This is a genomic window from Agrococcus sp. ARC_14, from assembly GCF_022436485.1.
Taxonomy (GTDB): Bacteria; Actinomycetota; Actinomycetes; order Actinomycetales; family Microbacteriaceae; genus Agrococcus.
On record NZ_JAKUDO010000001.1, the window covers coordinates 537,931 to 552,877 of the forward strand.

The following is a 14,947-nucleotide window of genomic DNA, read 5'->3' on the forward strand; positions in this document are numbered from 1 at the left end:
CTGAGCGCGACACCGAGCCCCCCATGCGCGCCGACCCCTCGCTCAGCCCGATCGAACGCGCCGGCGTGCCCGGCAAGACCTTTCACGGGTGAGCGCGAACCCGTGCTCGTCGACGGCTGAGGGATGCGGGGCCCGACGTCCTAGGCGATGTCAGACCCCGCCTGCTAGAGTGGGGGCACTGCGCGAGTTCGGCATCGAAGTCGGCTCGCCAGATGGGTACACACCCAGCGTCGTTGAACGCTCCTCTCTCCGTTCGGAATCTCCGGACGTCGATGAACCTTCCACGGCGAACGATCGCGGCCACCGCCGCGCTCGCCGAAATTGCGTCGACGCACCCACCCAAGAAGAACGCCTGCACCCGCGTGCAGCCGCCAGGGTGCGCACGCACGCTCACAGAAAGAGCACCCATTGACCGACACCATCACCACGCCGAAGGCCACCACGACCTTCGCCGAGCTCGGCGTTCCCGCCAAGCTCGTCACCGCCCTCAAGGGCATGGATCGCGAGCACCCCTTCCCGATCCAGGCAGACACGCTGCCCGACACGCTCGCAGGTCGCGACGTGCTCGGCCGCGGCAAGACCGGCTCGGGCAAGACGCTCGCGTTCTCCATCCCGCTGATCGCGCGCCTCTCCGGCGAGCTCGCCGGCGGCGGCCGCCGCAAGGGCCTGCCGCTGGGCCTGGTGCTCGCACCGACCCGCGAGCTCGCCACCCAGATCGCGACCGAGATGGCACCGCTCGCCAAGGCGGCCGGCCTCACGGTCACGACCATCTTCGGCGGCGTCTCGCAGCGCCCGCAGGAGACCGCACTGCGTAACGGCGTCGACATCATCGTCGCCTGCCCCGGCCGCCTCGAGGACCTCATGAAGCAGGGCGTCGCCTCGCTGCAGGCGATCGAGATGACCGTCATCGACGAGGCCGACCACATGGCCGACCTCGGCTTCCTGCCGGTCGTCACGAAGATCCTCGACAAGACGCCGCAGTCGGGCCAGCGCCTGCTGTTCTCGGCAACGCTCGACAACGGCGTTGACAAGCTCGTCAAGCGCTTCCTCACCAACGAGGTCATGCACTCGGTCGACGAGGCCAACTCGCCCGTCACGGCGATGACGCACCACCTGTTCGAGGTCTCGGCCGACGACAAGAACCTGCTCGTCCGCCGCCTCGCCTCGGGCGAGGGGCGCCGCATCCTCTTCACCCGCACCAAGCACCAGGCGAAGAAGCTCGCGAAGCACCTCACGGCATCCGGCATCCCGGCCGTCGACCTGCACGGCAACCTGTCGCAGAACGCTCGCGACCGCAACCTGGCGCAGTTCTCCGATGGCACCGTGCGCGTGCTGGTGGCGACGGATGTCGCCGCTCGCGGCGTGCACGTCGACAACGTCGAGCTCGTGGTGCACGTCGACCCGCCCATGGAGCACAAGGCCTACCTGCACCGCTCGGGCCGCACGGCGCGCGCGGGCTCGGCCGGGGATGTCGCAACGGTGATGATCGCTGCACAGCGCAGCGACACGATGTCGCTGCTGCGCAAGGCCGGCATCAAGGTGCAGGCGCAGATCGTCACCTCGTCCTCGGATGCGGTGGATGTGCTGGTCGGCCCGTACGCCCCGCACGTGGCGCCGGTCCCCGGTGGCCCCGGCTCGGGCAACGAGATCCAGCAGCAGCAGGGTGCCGGCCGCTCGCGCGGCGGCAGCGGCCGCGGCCGTGGATCCGCTCGCGACGGCGTCGCAGGCTCTGGCGCGCACGGCGCCGGCGCCGGCGCAGCTCGCGCAGAGCGCCCGCGCAAGGATCGCTCGGGTCGCCCCGAGTCGCAGGGTCGCCCGCAGCAGGCAGGCACCGGCGCTGGCGGCCGTGGCGGTCGCGGTGGTCAGGCTGCCGGTGGCGGTCGTGGCGGCCAGGGCGCTCGCTCGGGCAAGCCCGCAGGCCAGGGCGGCCGTGGCGGCGGCTCGTCGGTCGCGTGGTCGTCCGGTGGTGGCGGCAGCATGCAGTCGGGCGAGCAGCGCGGAGGCGGCGACCGCCGCTCCCCGCGCCGCGCGCAGGGCTGACCCCTCGCTTCATGACGAAACGGCTGCGTCCCTCAGGGGTCGCAGCCGTTTCGTCGTCTACCTCGGAGGTCGAGGAGGCCGCGGCCCGCAGGGCCGCTGCCGTCACGAGACCGGATGCCCCCCGCACGACGCGCACGCAGCATCCGCACCGCGCGTCCGCACCGCGCATCCGCGCGCCCACTTCCGGTACCGATGTGCTGCCAGAGCGCGCTTCCGGCACCACATCGGTACCGGAACTCGGCTCGGCGCCAGGGGCCGGTGCTGCTACGGGGAGAACCGGTACCGAATGACCGCAAAACGCGCGTCTGCCGATCAATTGGTACCGGTTTGCGTGGATGCGTGGCGCGTGGCGCGTGGCGCGCGGCGCGCAAGGGAGCCTACGAGGCCAGCACCGCCGCACCGATCGCCGCCGCGTGCCCGCCGAGCTGCGCCAGCACGAGCCTGCGCGGCTGCGGCACGCCCTGCAGCGGCGCGTGCTGGGCGAGCTCACGCTCGATCACGGGCAGCAGCAGGTCGGCGCACGTGAGCATCACGGTGCCGCCGAGCACGACCACCTCGGGGTCGAAGGCCGGCAGCATCCGCCGCAGTCCGGCCGCGACGGCCTTCGCGGCACCCTCCATCACGGCGATCGCCTGCGCGTCACCCGCACGCGCCGCGGCCGCGAGGTGCTCGGCCGTCGGCACGCCATCGGGTGCGAGCGTGACCGCCGCGGGCACGTGCGCCGCCTCGCGCCTGAGCGCGTTGCCACCCGCGAACGACTCCAGGCAGCCGTGCGCGTCGCACGAGCAGCGCGGCCCCGACTCGTCGATCGTCACGTGCCCGAGCTCCGCGCCCATGCCGTTGGCGCCGATGAACGGCCGCCCGTCGACCACGTGCGCGCCGCCCACCCCAGTGCCGAGCGCGACCAGGATCGACGACGACGCATCCGCCGCCGCACCCATGGCGGCCTCGCCCACCAGGTAGCCGTTGGCGTCGTTCTCGAGCACGATCGGCAGGTCGAGACGCTGCTCCAGCAGGGCCTTCACCGGGGCATCGCGCACGAGCAGATGGGCCGCCCAGAGCACGAGCGCTCGGTCGCGCGTCATCCATGCGGCGAGCGAGAGTCCCACCGCCGCGATCGGCGGATGCCCCGCGGCCGCCAGCCGATCGTCGAGCTCGCGCACGCAGGCCTCGACCGCGTCGATGAGGGCCTCCAGGCTGCGGATGCTGTGGGCGCGGTAGGTGCGCACGAGCACGTCGGCAGGCGTGCGGTCGAGCGAGCCGCGCGCGCGTGCGGCGAGCGCGACCGCGGCGATCTTGGATCCGCCGATGTCGATGCCTGCGACTGTCATCCGACCATCTTGCCGCGCTGTGCCGGCGCCGAGAGCCATTGCTGCCGACCATCCGGTGCAGGATGGAGTGCATGAAGATCCTCGTGACGGGCTTCGAGCCCTTCGGCAGCGACTCCGAGAACGCAAGCCTCGAGGCGGTGCGGCGGCTCGCCGATGCCCTCGCCGCCGACCCGCAGGCGGGCGTCGACCTCGTCACCGGCACGCTGCCGGTGGCGTTCGCCACAGCAGGCCCCGCGTTGCTGGCGCTCGTCGAGGAGCACGCTCCGGATGCGGTGCTGGCGGTCGGCGAGGCCGGTGGCCGCAGGGCGATCACCCCGGAGCGCTGGGGTGTCAACGAGGATGACGCGCGCATCCCCGACAACGCCGGCGAGCAGCCGCGCGGCACCGCGATCGACTCGTCCGGCCCCGCCAGGCGAGCCTCCGGCTTCGACGCCGACACGCTCGCCAGCGCCATCCTGAGCGTCGGGCTGCCTGCCGTCGCGAGCGACGACGCCGGCCGCTTCCTCTGCAACCACGTCGCCTACCTGGCCGCCGGCCTGCCGATGCCGGGCGGCTTCGTGCACGTGCCCGCGGTGCGCTCGCGCGGCGCCGCCACCGTCGGGGCCGAGACCGATCCGGATGCGCCGACCGACGCATCCGCCCTCACCCACGACGGCGAGGCGCTCACCTTCGACGACCTCGCGCTGGGGCTCGCCGCCGCGGTGCGGGCGATCGCCCGCGGCGACGCGAACCGGGCGTCGACACGCGAGACCAGCAGGGTCGATCGGGCGTCGACGGTGATCGAGGCACGCGCGAGCGAGATCTATCGGGCGCTGATCGACGCCGAGGCGCTCGCCGTCTGGCTGCCGCCGGAGGGCGCGACCGGTGAGATCGAGCAGTTGGATGCGCGCGAGGGCGGCGGTTTCCGGGCCACGCTGCGCTTCGAGGACCCGGTGGACGCCAAGACGACCGTCGACACCGACGTGTCGCAGGTCACCTTCACCGAGCTCGTGCCGGGGCGGCGGGTGGTGCAGCGCATCGCGTTCGAGTCGAGCGAGCAGCGCTTCGAGGGTGACATGCGCATGACCTGGACGCTCGAGACCGTCGCGGCCGGCACCCGCGTGACGGTGGCAGCGACGGATGTGCCCGCCGGCATCTCGCAGGCCGACCACGAGCTGGGGTTCGGGTCGTCGCTCGCGAATCTGGCGCGGTACTTCGCGGCCTAGGCGGGCTTCGCCCCGTAGGTCGAGGAGCGCGCGACCGCAGGTCGCACGCGTCACGAGACCGCTTGCGGTCGCTCGCAGGTCGAGGAGCGCGCGACCGCAGGCCGCACGCGTCACGAGACCGGTTGTGGCCCGCTTCGGTCTCGTCTACAGAGCGGGGCTGGCTGCGGCCGCTGCCGCCGCCCGCTCCACCCACCTCGGGGTGTCGCCGTAGCGCTGCGGCGGGATGAGCCGCCCTGCCGCCGAGTCGTCGGCGAGCTGCCTCGCCCGCTGCTCGCGAGTCGCCTCGCGCTTGGCGCCGAGCACCCAGGCGATGGCTGCCCTGCGGTAGCTGGCGGTCGCCTCGGCAAGGAACGCCAGCGCGGCCGGCGACGCGTCGACGTGCAGCTGCAGCTCGGGCGGCAGCGCCGTGGGCGCGGTCTCGTACGAGTAGCCCGAGCCGGTGCCGGCGGGCCGCGCCTCGTACGCGGCCAGGCCGGCCGGGCGCATCCGCCCCTCCGCCGTCAATCGCTCGACGTGGGCGACGTTGACCGCCGACCAGACCGAGGTGCGCTTGCGCGGGCTCCATCGCTGGCGCCGGGAGTCGTCGTCGACCTTCTGCGAGAGGGAGTCGATCCAGCCGAAGCAGAGCGCTTCGGGCACCGCTTCGGCCCAGGTGAGGCCGCGTGGGTCGACGTGCTTGGCGTTGAGGCCCATCCAGAGGTCGGGCGCCGTCTCGTGGTTGGCCTCGAGCCAGGCGCGGAACTCCGCGGCGTCGCGGAAGAACACCGCCGGGCGCTCGTCGGTGCCGCCGGGCGTGCCGATCTGCTGGGACATGGCCACAGCATGCCACCGCCCGCCCACACGCCGCGCGCACAATGCAAGCTCGCGAGCCGGGACCAGCGGCGCCCCAGCTCGAACCCCACTCGTGCCCGCAGCATCGTGCCAACGGGCTTGCGTTGTGCACACGGGTGCCGCTCGCCGCCCTCAGCGGCGCGCATCTGCCGGCAGCAGATGCGGCTCGCCATCCTGCCCTCGTCCTCGCAGGCTGGATCCATGAGCGAAGACAACGGCCCCAGACTGTTCGACGAACGAGCCAGGCGCGAGCTGCTGGAGCAGCGCGTGCTCGTGCTCGACGGCGCCCTCGACGACGACAACGGCACGCTGCTGATGACCCAGCTGCTGTCGCTCGCCGCCGAGAGCCCGACCGCCGACATCGACCTGTGGATCCACTCGCCGGGCGGCTCCGTGCCGGCGATGCTGGCGATCCGCGATGTGATGCGGCTGATCCCCAACGAGGTGTCGACGCTCGCGTTCGGCATCGCGTGCAGCGCGGGCCAGTTCCTGCTCTCGGCCGGCACCCCCGGCCGCAGGCGCGCGCTGCCGCACTCCCGCATCCTCATGCACCAGGGCTCCGCGGGCATCGGCGGCACCGCGGTCGACGTCGAGCTGCAGGCCAACGACCTGCGCCACACCCGCGACACCGTGCTCGGCCTCATCGCCGACGACACCGGCCAGAGCCTCGAGCGCATCTTCGAGGACTCCCTGCACGACCGCTGGTACTCGGCGCAGCAGGCGCTCGACTACGGCTTCGTCGACGAGATCGTCACCGACTTCGCCGCCATCGCCCCGCGCGGCCGCAAGCCGCTCGGCTTCGGCGCCTCGCCCGGCAGCGGCACCGCCGCGGTGCTCGAGGTCGACTCCACCACCGACATCCAGGAGGGTCCCCGATGAGCAGCTACACCATCCCCAATGTCATCGCGCAGTCGTCGCGGGGCGAGCGCGTCATGGACGTCTACTCGCATCTGCTCGCCGAGCGCATCGTCTACCTCGGCACCGCGATCGACGCGGGCGTGGCCAACGCGCTCGTCGCCCAGCTGCTGCACCTCGAGACCGACAACCCCGATCGTGACGTGCAGCTCTACATCAACTGCGAGGGCGGCGACCCCAGTGCCATGCTCGCCATCCACGACACCATGCGCTACATCCGACCGAAGGTCGCGACCACGGTCGTCGGCCAGGCGATCGGCGTCGGCGCCGTGCTGCTGGCCGCCGGCGAGCCCGGCAAGCGAGCCGCGCTGCCGCACGCGCGGGTCGTGCTGCACCAGCCGGCCGCGCAGGGCAGGGGAGCGATCCCCGACCTCATCCTGCAGGCCGACGAGGTGGTGCGGGTCCGCAGCGACATCGAGCAGATCCTCGCGACCGCGACCGGCCAGAGCCTCGAGACGCTGCGCGCCGACACCGATCACGACCGCGTGTTCACCGCATCCGCTGCCCGTGACTACGGGCTGGTCGACCAGGTGATGGTGCGGGATGCCGACTATGCGGCAAGTGCGTAGGTCGCCGAGGTCGCCGCTCGCGTGGGCGTGGGCGCGAGCGAGCGCACGGACGCGAGCAGGTGAGCGGATGCGGGAGCCAGCAGGCGGGCGGGCGCGAGCCGGTGCACGCCTGCGGGCGCCGCGATCGCCGCCGTGAGCTCCCACGCGATGGCGGAGGTGAGGTCGAGCAGCGAGGTGCCGAGCGCGCCGGCGATCGCGGCGACCATCTCGCTCGAGGGCTCCTTGATGCCGCGCTCGATCTCGCTCAGGTACTGCGGCGAGACGCCGGCCCGCCTGGCGGTCTCGGCGAGCGTCTCGCCTCGCTGCAGCCGCAGCCAGCGCAGCCGGCGGCCAAGCAGCTCGCGCCACAGCGGCTCTGGTGCATCGGGGAGATCGTCGTCTCGACCGTCATCGGTGCGGGGGCCTGCGGGCTGCGTCGTCGCCATGCCTCACGGTAGATCGCGGGGCAGCGTGGCCGCGACCGGTTCTGCTGACAGCAGAGCGCCGCTCATCCCGGCAGAGCGAGCGTCCAGCCGCGCATTGCGGTCGAGCTGCCGCTGTCGCGGGAGGAGCGTCACGGCCGCTCCGCCGAGCAACCGGAGCAGCGACCGGCTCTGCTGACACCAACGCGACGATCATCCCGGCAGAGCGAGCACCCAGGTGCGCATTGCAGTCGAGCTGCCGCTGTCGCGGGACGACCGCCGCGGCACCCGGGTGCTCGATCGGGCTGAGCGAGCCCCCGAGCTCGCATGCGAGTTGGCCCACCGCTCAGCCCGATCGAGCACCCCGGTCAGCCGGCGACGGCCTCCCGCACGGCGGCCGCGAACGCATCCACGTCGTCCTCCGTGGTGTCCCAGGTGCACATCCAGCGCACTTCGCGGGCGGCGGCATCCCAGTCGTAGAAGAAGAACGCGTCGCGCACGCGGTCGGCGACGCCCTCCGGCAGCCGCGCGAAGACGCCGTTCGACTGCGTCGGGTAGGCGAACTCGACACCCGGCAGCGACTCGACCGCGGCGCGCAGCCGGGCGGCCATGGCGTTGGCGTGGGCGGCGTTGCGCTGCCACAGCTCGCCCTCGAACAGCGCGATCAGCTGCGCCGCGATGAAGCGCATCTTCGACGCCAGCTGCATGTTGAGCTTGCGCAGGTAGACGAGGCCCTCGCCCGCCCCTTCGGAGAGCACGACGACGGCCTCGGCACCCATGGCGCCGTTCTTCGTGCCGCCGAGCGAGAGGATGTCGACCCCGGCATCCGTCGTGAACGCCCGCAGCGGCTGCCCGAGCGACACCGCGGCGTTCGACAGTCGCGCGCCGTCGACGTGCAGCAGCATGCCGTGGCTGTGCGCGTGGTCGGCGATCGCACGGATCTCGTCGGCCGTGTAGAGCGTGCCGAGCTCGGTCGACTGCGTGATCGAGACCGCGAGCGGCTGCGCGCGGTGCTCGTCGCCCCAGCCCCAAGCCTCCTGGTCGATGAGCTCGGGCGTGAGCTTGCCGTCGGGCGTCGCGACGGTGAGCAGCTTCATGCCACCGACGCGCTCCGGCGCCCCGCCCTCGTCGACGTTGATGTGCGCGCTCTTCGCGGCGATCACCGCGCCCCAGCGCGGCAGCAGCGACTGCAGCGCGAGCACGTTCGCCCCGGTCCCGTTGAAGACGGGAAACGCCTCCGCCTGCTCGCCGAAGTGCCCGCGCACGACCTGCTGCAGTCGCGCCGTGTAGTCGTCGGCGCCATAGGCGGTCTGGTGACCGCCGTTCGCCGCGGCGATGGCGTCGAGCACCTCAGGATGCACGCCGGAGTAGTTGTCGGATGCGAAGCCGCGGAGGGCGGTGTCGTGAAGCGTCTGCACGGGTCGATCCTCGCAGACGAACTGCGGGGTACAAGTGCAGCGCAGTCCGCGCCACAATGCCAGCAGGGGAGACCCCGCGGAGCCTCAGCGCCGCCCGGCGCGACCGCATCAGGATCGGAGCAGCAGATGAGCGACACCTCGCAGTTCGACGGCCGCCCGCAGCACGGCGAGCACGAGACGCCGGTGCCCGAAGGCGCCAGGCCTGTGCATCCCGACGGCGAGGTCGACGCGCCGCTGGGCGACGAGAGCCCGCAGCACGGCAGCACGACCGGCGCCGAGCACGACGGAGGCGCCGAGCAGATCGCGGCGGAGTCGCAGGACGGCACGGCACCGCTCGACGGCCGCTCGCCCCAGGGCGCGACGGAGCCGCTGCACGGCACCGTCGACGGCATCGGCGGCGCGGGCGCCCCGACGCAGGACGCCGGCTCACCGGCCGAAGGCACGGGTGCCAGCGATGGATACGGCACGCAGGACGCGAGCTCGCCGGTCGACGGCACTGGCGCCGGCGCAGCAGGGGAGGGCGCGCCCGTGCAGGAGCCGGGCTCACCCGTCTATGGCCTGGGAGCCTCGTCGACGGGCGAGGGCTCGCCGACCCAGGAGGCGGAATCCCCCGCCCAGGGCCTGGGGGCGCCGACCGAAGACGTCGAGTCGGGGCACAGCACCGGCTACGCCTCCGAGCACGCCACCGAGCACGCGTCCGAGCACACCACCGAGCACGGCACCGAGCGCACCACCGGCTACGCCGCAGAGCAGGGCGGCACCGAGTACGTGACCGACGAGCATCCTGAGCAGGCCGACCCGCTCGGCTGAGCCACTCCACGCAGAAGGCCCGCCCCGCTGCTGCGGGACGGGCCTTCGTGCTCGATGGACGAGCGGGCGGATGGGCTACCGGGCTTGCGCGCGCCGCACCAGTCCGAGCCACACGGCCGCGCCGATGGCGCCGACGACGGCGACCACGAGCATCCATGGCCCCCACCCCATCGCGGCGACGTCGGTCGCAAGACCGCGGAAGCCCTCCGAGACGATCAGGCCGCCCGCGAACGCGACCACCACGACGGCGAGCGTGAGCCAGAAGGTCCAGAGGAACGACTGGCCCCAGCGGTGGAACGCGGTCGTGATCGCCGCACCCACCAGCATCACCGAGAGGATCAGCAGGAACGTCTGGATGAGCGTCTGCCACCACTCGCCGACGCCGGTGTAGACGACGTCGAAGAAGCGTGCGCTGAGGCCGAACCCGCCGGTGGCGACCTCGATGACCTTGCCGATCGTGACGATGATGGCGTAGAAGGCCGCGTTGCCGGCGAAGACGAGCGCGGTGCCGGCGGCGAACTCGCGACGGGTGAGGCCGAGGCCGAGCGCGAGCGGGAAGTACTGCCCCATCGCGGTGAACCCGAAGCCGATGAGCGGGCCGAGCAGCGCGAAGATCGCGCCGTTCCACATCATGCCCGTGTTCATGCCCTCGAGGGCCTCGGGCCCGCCGACACCCCCGACGAGCGCGGCGATCACGAGCACGATCGCGAGCGAGAAGCCCATGATGATCAGCGGCCAGCCGAAGGCCTGCAGCTTGTTGACGGTGTGGAGCTGGACGACATTGCGGATGCGCATGACGACTCCTCTCAGACGGTCGCGCGGTCGGCGCGGGCGGCGGCCGAAGCCGCGTTGGCGGTGGTCAGGTGCACGAAGAGCGCCTGCAGGGAGACCTGGTTGATGTCCAGGCCTGCCTCGCGGGCGGCGAGCTCGTCGCCGTCGCGGGGCGTGAAGGTGGCGGTGGCCAGCGTGCCGAGCGCCTTGCGCTCGAGCACCTCTCGGCCTGCCAGGAACGCATCCACCGTGTCTGCCCTGCCCGAGACGGTGATCGCCGCGTCGTGCAGGTCGTCGGTGTCGGCCTCGAGCAGCACCTTGCCCTGATCGAGGATCACGATGTGCTCGAGCAGGTTCGCGACCTCGTCGATGTGGTGGGTCGAGAGCACGATGGTGCGGGGGTGCTCGGTGTAGTCGGCGAGCAGGTCGTCGAAGAACATCTGCCGAGCGACCGCGTCGAGGCCCAGGTAGGGCTCGTCGAAGAAGGTCAGCGGTGCGCGTGCGGCGAGGCCGATGACGATGCCGATGGCCGAGAGCTGGCCGCGGGAGAGCTTCTTGATCGCCCGCTTGACCGGCAGTCGGTACTGCTCGACCAGCCGGTCTGCGTATGGCTGATCCCAGTTCGGGTAGGCGCCGGCGGCGATCCGCAGCACGTCGAGCGCGCGGAACGTGTCGGGGTACTTCTGGCTCTCCTGGATGAAGACGGTCTGCGAGAGGATCTCGATGCTCTCGACCGGCGTGCCGCCCAGCACCTGCATGTCGCCCGCGGTCGCGAAGACCTGGCCGGTGAGCAGCTGCATGAGGGTGGTCTTGCCGGCGCCGTTGCGGCCCAGCAGGCCGTGGATGCGGTTCTCCTCCAAGCGGATGGAGACGCCGTCGAGTGCGGCGACCTCCGGGTAGCGCTTGGTGAGGTCGGTCGTGACGATGGCGGTCATCGTGCTTCCTCTTTCGTGATCATGCCCGCGAGCTCCTCGGCGGTGATGCCGAGCTGTGCTGCCTCGCGGAGCAACGGTGCGATGTACTGGTCCTGGAACGCGAACTTGCGGCGCTGGCGAAGTGCCTCGCGGGCGCCTGGAGCGACGAACATGCCGATCCCTCTCCTCTTGGTGAGCACATCCGCATCGACGAGGAGCCCGAGGCCCTTGCCGGCGGTGGCGGGGTTGATGCGGAGGAAGGCGGCCAGCTCGTTGGTCGAGGGGACCTGGCTGTCTTCCGGATAGCTGCCGTCGAGGATGCCGTCCTCGATCTGCTCGGCGACTGCCTGGAAGAGCGGCTTGCTCTCATCGAGCATGTCTGCCTCCTGTGGGGTTGGGAGCGAGTCGTGCATCTCACCCCTTTGGTTCGTTACTCGACTAATGAACCACTGAACCCACCAACCTGTCAAGTCCGATCGCGAGATCTGTTCGGATCAGCCGATGCGCCGATGCTCGTGCCAGAGCTCTGCCCAGTCGGATGGCCCGAGATCTCGCGGCAGACCGCCTGCGGTGTGCGAGCGCTCCCGCAGCCAGCGCTTGGCGGCAGCGGGCGGCAGCACCCGTGCGGCGGGCAGGATGCGGGCCAGCCCGGCGCCGGGGCTCTGGAAGACGCGCGCGACCATCGCGCGATAGACGCGCTGCTCCGACCTGGGCACGAGCGGCGCCGCCCGCCGGTGCACGGTGAACAGGCCGCCGTCGACCTGCGGCATCGGGCGGTAGGCCTGCCGCGGGATGCGCCGGCAGAGCGCGAACTCGAACCAGGGCGCCGCCTGCGCGGTCAGTTGCGTGGCGCCGCCCACGCCCGCCCGACGGCGGGCGACCTCCCACTGGGCGATGAGCACCGCATCCGTCCACCCCGGAGCATCGAGCAGGTGCCGCAGCAGTGCGGTCGTGATGTGGAACGGCAGGTTCGAGACCACGACGTGCGGGCTGGGCTCGAAGCGGTGCGCGAGCGCGTCGGCGTGCTCGACGCGCGTGCCGCGGGGAGCGCGCTGGGCGAGCGCGGCCGCTCTGCGCGGGTCGGTCTCCAGGGCGCGGATGGGTCGGCCGAGGCGAGCGAGCGGCAACGTCAGGGCGCCGTCGCCGGGGCCGATCTCGAGGATCGGGCCGCGGGTGGCGGCTACGCGCTCGACGACCTCGGCGATGACGCGGCGGTCGACGAGGAAGTTCTGGCCGAGCTCGTGGCGGCCGGGGGCGTGCTGCGGGGAGTTGGTGCGCGCCTGGGCGCGGCGATGGGTCGTGCGAGGCATGGGTGCTCCGGTTCGCGATTCGAGCCGGGCAGCGTGAACGGCGCCGCGCCGGCAGAGGGCGAACGGCGAGCTGCAGCGTTCAGAGGTGTGTGATCACTGAGCGGATGCCCGTGGCCGCGACGTGCGTCGGGGTCGGAACAAGGTGGCTCAGCGGATCCGGGAGCAGCGCGCCGTCAGCGGCGGCGCAGCCGGATGCTGGCGATCATGCCAGCGCAGCCCGCCGTGATGGCGGTGCTGCTGCACAGGGTTCCCATGTCATGCAGGGTAGCGCGCGAGCGCTGTGCGTGCGAGCGCGCGCGGCGAGCCGTCGCTGTACAGCGCAAGCCCGCCACCCGGATGCTGCGGCGATCCGACCTGCTGACCGAGATCGTGCGCGACTTCCGGGCGACGGGCTTGCGTTGTGCGGCGCGCTACGCCTTCAGCGCGTCCTTCCACTTCACCATCGAGCCGGTCTTCAGCAGCGACCGCTCGTAGACGCGTGCGGCGAAGCCGATCACCAGCAGCGTGAAGGCGACCAGGATCGCGAGCGAGAGGTAGGGCTCCCACCATTCCTGCGACTGCAGGTACACGCGCATCGGCACGGCCACCGGTGCCGAGAACGGCACGTACGACATGATCTGCAGCGCCAGCGGGTTGTTGTTGAAGATGATCACCGCGATGTAGGGGAGCATCACGAGCATCATCAGCGGGCTCGTCGCGGTGCCCAGATCCTCGGCCCGCGAGACGAGCGCGGCGGCAGCGGCATAGAGCGAGGCGAGCATCACGAAGCCGACGGTGAACAGCACCACGAACCAGACGATCGGCATGCCCAGGCCGTCGAGCAGCAACTGGGAGCCGGTGATGGCACCGCCCAGCAGCACCACGGCCGCGATCAGGATGATCTGCCCGAAGGCGAGCACCGAGTTGCCGATCACCTTGCCGGAGAGGATCGCGCGGGCCGGCACGGCGGCGAGCATGATCTCGACGATGCGCGACTGCTTCTCCTCCACGACCGACTGCGCGATCGTCTGGCCGAACGTGATCGCCGACGAGAAGAACACGATGCCGAAGGCGATGCCGATGAAGTAGGTGAGCATCGGGTTGGGCGCGTTCGGGTCGAGCAGCTCGACCTCCGGCGTGATGCTCAGCATCTGCACGATCGTCGAGGGCGTCTCGCGGTCGCCGATCACGAGCAGGCCGCTGGGCCCGGATCCGGGGATGAGCCCGGCGTCGACCGAGCCCGCCTGCACGGCCTGCCGCACCGCATCCGCGCTGCCCAGGGTCTCGACGACGATGCCGTCCAAGCCCTGCAGCGCCGGCGCGGCGGCTGCGACCGCCGCGACGGTGGTGTCCTCGTCGAACAGCGCAGGGCCGACGGACGAGAAGATCACGCCGGCCAGGATGAGCGCGAGCATGATGGCGCTCGAGATGATGAACGACTTCGAGCGCACGCGCACGAGGATCTCGCGCTGGGCGACGATGCCGGTGGCCTGCCAGAAGCCGGTGCGACCGCGGTGGTTGGCGGATGCGGTGGTGGCGGGGGCGCTGCTGGCGCTCATCGGACGACCTCCTGGAAGATCTCGTTCAGCGGGCGGATGGAGGGGGCGAAGCTGCGCACGCTGCCGCGCTCGATGGCGTCGCGGAGGACGCGGTCGGCGGCGTCGGGGCTGTCGGCGGAGAAGCGCACATGGCCGCCGTCGAACTCGATCACCTCGACGCCCGAGATGCCGCGCACGAAGCCGGCGTCGTCGGTCTCGAGGATCCACTCCGGGCGGGTGTGTGCGGCGCGGATCTCGGCGCGGGTTCCGGCCGCGCGCACCTCACCGTTGGCGAGGATGACGAGCGAGTCGCAGAGGCGCTCGACGACGTCGAGCTGGTGGCTCGAGAAGAGCACCGGGGCGCCGGCGCTGGCGACGTCGCGCAGCACGTCGAGGGTGGTCTCGACCGCCATCGGGTCGAGGCCCGAGAAGGGCTCGTCGAGCACGAGCGCCGTAGGGTCGTGCACGAGCGCTGCCGCGATCTGCGCGCGCTGCTGGTTGCCGAGGCTGAGCGACTCGAGCGTGTCGTGCTTGCGCTCGCCGAGGCCCAGGCGCTCGAGCAGGTCATCGGCGCGCTTGCCGGCGTCGGCCGAGGTCATGCCGTGCAGGCGGGCCAGGTAGACCAGCTGCTCGTGGATCTTCATCTTGGGGTAGAGGCCCCGCTCCTCCGGCATGTAGCCGAACTGCGCGCGGTCGTCTGCCGTGATGGGACGCCCGTCGACCCGCACCTCGCCGCTGTCGGGAGCGAGCACGCCGAGGATGATGCGCATCGCGGTGGTCTTGCCGGCCCCGTTCGCGCCGACGAAGCCGGTGATGAGACCGTCCCGCACCTCGAAGGAGACGTCCTTGAGCGCCTGGTGCCCCTTGAAGGAGCGATGGATCGCATGGATGGAGAGCATGCCTCGACGGTATGCG

The 14,947-nt window shown here is 71.8% G+C and carries 16 protein-coding genes; 6 read left to right on the forward strand and 10 right to left on the reverse strand.

Annotated elements, in window-relative coordinates; all coding sequences use genetic code 11:
- Positions 1–495 precede the first annotated feature (495 nt).
- Complete coding sequence (locus tag MKD51_RS02725; RefSeq protein WP_240240807.1) at positions 496–2,040, forward strand: DEAD/DEAH box helicase; 1,545 nt, start codon at positions 496–498, stop codon at positions 2,038–2,040.
- Positions 2,041–2,417: 377 nt separating this feature from the next.
- On the opposite strand, the gene MKD51_RS02730 is transcribed toward MKD51_RS02725, so the two are convergent.
- A complete protein-coding gene (locus MKD51_RS02730; RefSeq protein ID WP_240237871.1) occupies positions 2,418–3,371 on the reverse strand; it encodes an ROK family protein in 954 nt (317 codons plus the stop codon).
- A gap of 71 nt (positions 3,372–3,442) precedes the next feature.
- Between MKD51_RS02730 and MKD51_RS02735 the strand changes: the two genes are divergently transcribed.
- Positions 3,443–4,576: an SRPBCC domain-containing protein gene (locus MKD51_RS02735; protein ID WP_240237873.1), complete on the forward strand. Its 1,134-nt coding sequence runs from the start codon at positions 3,443–3,445 to the stop codon at positions 4,574–4,576.
- Positions 4,577–4,720: 144 nt separating this feature from the next.
- Here MKD51_RS02735 and MKD51_RS02740 read toward each other — a convergent pair whose 3' ends face one another.
- Entirely contained in the window at positions 4,721–5,389 is a 669-nt protein-coding gene (locus MKD51_RS02740; RefSeq protein ID WP_240237875.1) for a YdeI/OmpD-associated family protein, read from the reverse strand.
- 219 nt (positions 5,390–5,608) lie between these two features.
- Here MKD51_RS02740 and MKD51_RS02745 point away from each other — a divergent pair, with 219 nt between their 5' ends.
- Together MKD51_RS02745 and MKD51_RS02750 are read left to right on the forward strand one after the other, a co-directional pair.
- Positions 5,609–6,286, forward strand: a complete 678-nt coding sequence (locus MKD51_RS02745) for an ATP-dependent Clp protease proteolytic subunit (protein WP_240237877.1) — start codon at positions 5,609–5,611, stop codon at positions 6,284–6,286.
- The gene (locus MKD51_RS02750) at positions 6,283–6,891 is read left to right on the forward strand and encodes an ATP-dependent Clp protease proteolytic subunit (RefSeq protein ID WP_240237879.1); all 609 of its coding nucleotides are present in this window, start codon (positions 6,283–6,285) and stop codon (positions 6,889–6,891) included. The genes MKD51_RS02745 and MKD51_RS02750 overlap by 4 nt, the downstream gene beginning before the upstream one ends.
- Here MKD51_RS02750 and MKD51_RS02755 read toward each other — a convergent pair.
- Complete coding sequence (locus MKD51_RS02755; protein WP_240237881.1) at positions 6,873–7,316, reverse strand: helix-turn-helix transcriptional regulator; 444 nt, start codon at positions 7,314–7,316, stop codon at positions 6,873–6,875. The genes MKD51_RS02750 and MKD51_RS02755 overlap by 19 nt on opposite strands.
- Positions 7,317–7,660: 344 nt before the next feature.
- Complete coding sequence (locus MKD51_RS02760) at positions 7,661–8,710, reverse strand: low specificity L-threonine aldolase (protein ID WP_240237883.1); 1,050 nt, start codon at positions 8,708–8,710, stop codon at positions 7,661–7,663.
- A 126-nt stretch (positions 8,711–8,836) separates the two neighbouring features.
- Between MKD51_RS02760 and MKD51_RS02765 the strand changes: the two genes are divergently transcribed.
- On the forward strand, positions 8,837–9,520 hold the full coding sequence (locus MKD51_RS02765) for a hypothetical protein (RefSeq protein ID WP_240237885.1): 684 nt from the start codon (positions 8,837–8,839) through the stop codon (positions 9,518–9,520).
- A 75-nt stretch (positions 9,521–9,595) separates the two neighbouring features.
- On the opposite strand, the gene MKD51_RS02770 is transcribed toward MKD51_RS02765, so the two are convergent.
- From MKD51_RS02770 to erm, 4 genes are all read right to left on the reverse strand, one after another.
- Positions 9,596–10,315 carry a hypothetical protein gene (locus tag MKD51_RS02770; protein WP_240237886.1) on the reverse strand — a complete coding sequence of 240 codons (720 nt, stop codon included), beginning with the start codon at positions 10,313–10,315 and terminating at the stop codon, positions 9,596–9,598.
- A gap of 11 nt (positions 10,316–10,326) precedes the next feature.
- The gene (locus MKD51_RS02775; protein ID WP_240237888.1) at positions 10,327–11,226 is read right to left on the reverse strand and encodes an ABC transporter ATP-binding protein; all 900 of its coding nucleotides are present in this window, start codon (positions 11,224–11,226) and stop codon (positions 10,327–10,329) included.
- Positions 11,223–11,582 (reverse strand): GntR family transcriptional regulator, encoded by a 360-nt coding sequence (locus MKD51_RS02780; RefSeq protein ID WP_240237896.1) that lies wholly within the window; start codon positions 11,580–11,582, stop codon positions 11,223–11,225. The genes MKD51_RS02775 and MKD51_RS02780 overlap by 4 nt, the downstream gene beginning before the upstream one ends.
- A gap of 117 nt (positions 11,583–11,699) precedes the next feature.
- Positions 11,700–12,515: a 23S ribosomal RNA methyltransferase Erm gene (gene erm / locus MKD51_RS02785; protein WP_240237898.1), complete on the reverse strand. Its 816-nt coding sequence runs from the start codon at positions 12,513–12,515 to the stop codon at positions 11,700–11,702.
- A 192-nt stretch (positions 12,516–12,707) separates the two neighbouring features.
- Here erm and MKD51_RS02790 point away from each other — a divergent pair, with 192 nt between their 5' ends.
- Complete coding sequence (locus MKD51_RS02790) at positions 12,708–12,989, forward strand: hypothetical protein (RefSeq protein ID WP_240237900.1); 282 nt, start codon at positions 12,708–12,710, stop codon at positions 12,987–12,989.
- On the opposite strand, the gene MKD51_RS02795 is transcribed toward MKD51_RS02790, so the two are convergent.
- The gene (locus MKD51_RS02795; protein WP_240237902.1) at positions 12,926–14,053 is read right to left on the reverse strand and encodes an ABC transporter permease; all 1,128 of its coding nucleotides are present in this window, start codon (positions 14,051–14,053) and stop codon (positions 12,926–12,928) included. The two genes, MKD51_RS02790 and MKD51_RS02795, sit on opposite strands and share 64 nt — an antisense overlap.
- A complete protein-coding gene (locus tag MKD51_RS02800; RefSeq protein WP_240237904.1) occupies positions 14,050–14,931 on the reverse strand; it encodes an ATP-binding cassette domain-containing protein in 882 nt (293 codons plus the stop codon). Before MKD51_RS02800 ends, MKD51_RS02795 begins: the two co-directional genes overlap by 4 nt.
- Between the last annotated feature and the right edge of the window lie 16 nt (positions 14,932–14,947).

What these genes read in the sequence shown, in the direction of transcription:
- MKD51_RS02725 (WP_240240807.1), top strand. Translation starts at nt 496, where the DNA reads ATGGATCGCGAGCACCCCTTCCCGATCCAGGCAGACACGCTGCCCGAC.
- MKD51_RS02730 (WP_240237871.1), bottom strand. Translation starts at nt 3,371, where the DNA reads ATGACAGTCGCAGGCATCGACATCGGCGGATCCAAGATCGCCGCGGTC.
- MKD51_RS02735 (WP_240237873.1), top strand. Translation starts at nt 3,443, where the DNA reads ATGAAGATCCTCGTGACGGGCTTCGAGCCCTTCGGCAGCGACTCCGAG.
- MKD51_RS02740 (WP_240237875.1), bottom strand. Translation starts at nt 5,389, where the DNA reads ATGTCCCAGCAGATCGGCACGCCCGGCGGCACCGACGAGCGCCCGGCG.
- MKD51_RS02745 (WP_240237877.1), top strand. Translation starts at nt 5,609, where the DNA reads ATGAGCGAAGACAACGGCCCCAGACTGTTCGACGAACGAGCCAGGCGC.
- MKD51_RS02750 (WP_240237879.1), top strand. Translation starts at nt 6,283, where the DNA reads ATGAGCAGCTACACCATCCCCAATGTCATCGCGCAGTCGTCGCGGGGC.
- MKD51_RS02755 (WP_240237881.1), bottom strand. Translation starts at nt 7,316, where the DNA reads ATGGCGACGACGCAGCCCGCAGGCCCCCGCACCGATGACGGTCGAGAC.
- MKD51_RS02765 (WP_240237885.1), top strand. Translation starts at nt 8,837, where the DNA reads ATGAGCGACACCTCGCAGTTCGACGGCCGCCCGCAGCACGGCGAGCAC.
- MKD51_RS02770 (WP_240237886.1), bottom strand. Translation starts at nt 10,315, where the DNA reads ATGCGCATCCGCAATGTCGTCCAGCTCCACACCGTCAACAAGCTGCAG.
- MKD51_RS02775 (WP_240237888.1), bottom strand. Translation starts at nt 11,226, where the DNA reads ATGACCGCCATCGTCACGACCGACCTCACCAAGCGCTACCCGGAGGTC.
- MKD51_RS02780 (WP_240237896.1), bottom strand. Translation starts at nt 11,582, where the DNA reads ATGCTCGATGAGAGCAAGCCGCTCTTCCAGGCAGTCGCCGAGCAGATC.
- erm (WP_240237898.1), bottom strand. Translation starts at nt 12,515, where the DNA reads ATGCCTCGCACGACCCATCGCCGCGCCCAGGCGCGCACCAACTCCCCG.
- MKD51_RS02790 (WP_240237900.1), top strand. Translation starts at nt 12,708, where the DNA reads ATGCTGGCGATCATGCCAGCGCAGCCCGCCGTGATGGCGGTGCTGCTG.
- MKD51_RS02795 (WP_240237902.1), bottom strand. Translation starts at nt 14,053, where the DNA reads ATGAGCGCCAGCAGCGCCCCCGCCACCACCGCATCCGCCAACCACCGC.
- MKD51_RS02800 (WP_240237904.1), bottom strand. Translation starts at nt 14,931, where the DNA reads ATGCTCTCCATCCATGCGATCCATCGCTCCTTCAAGGGGCACCAGGCG.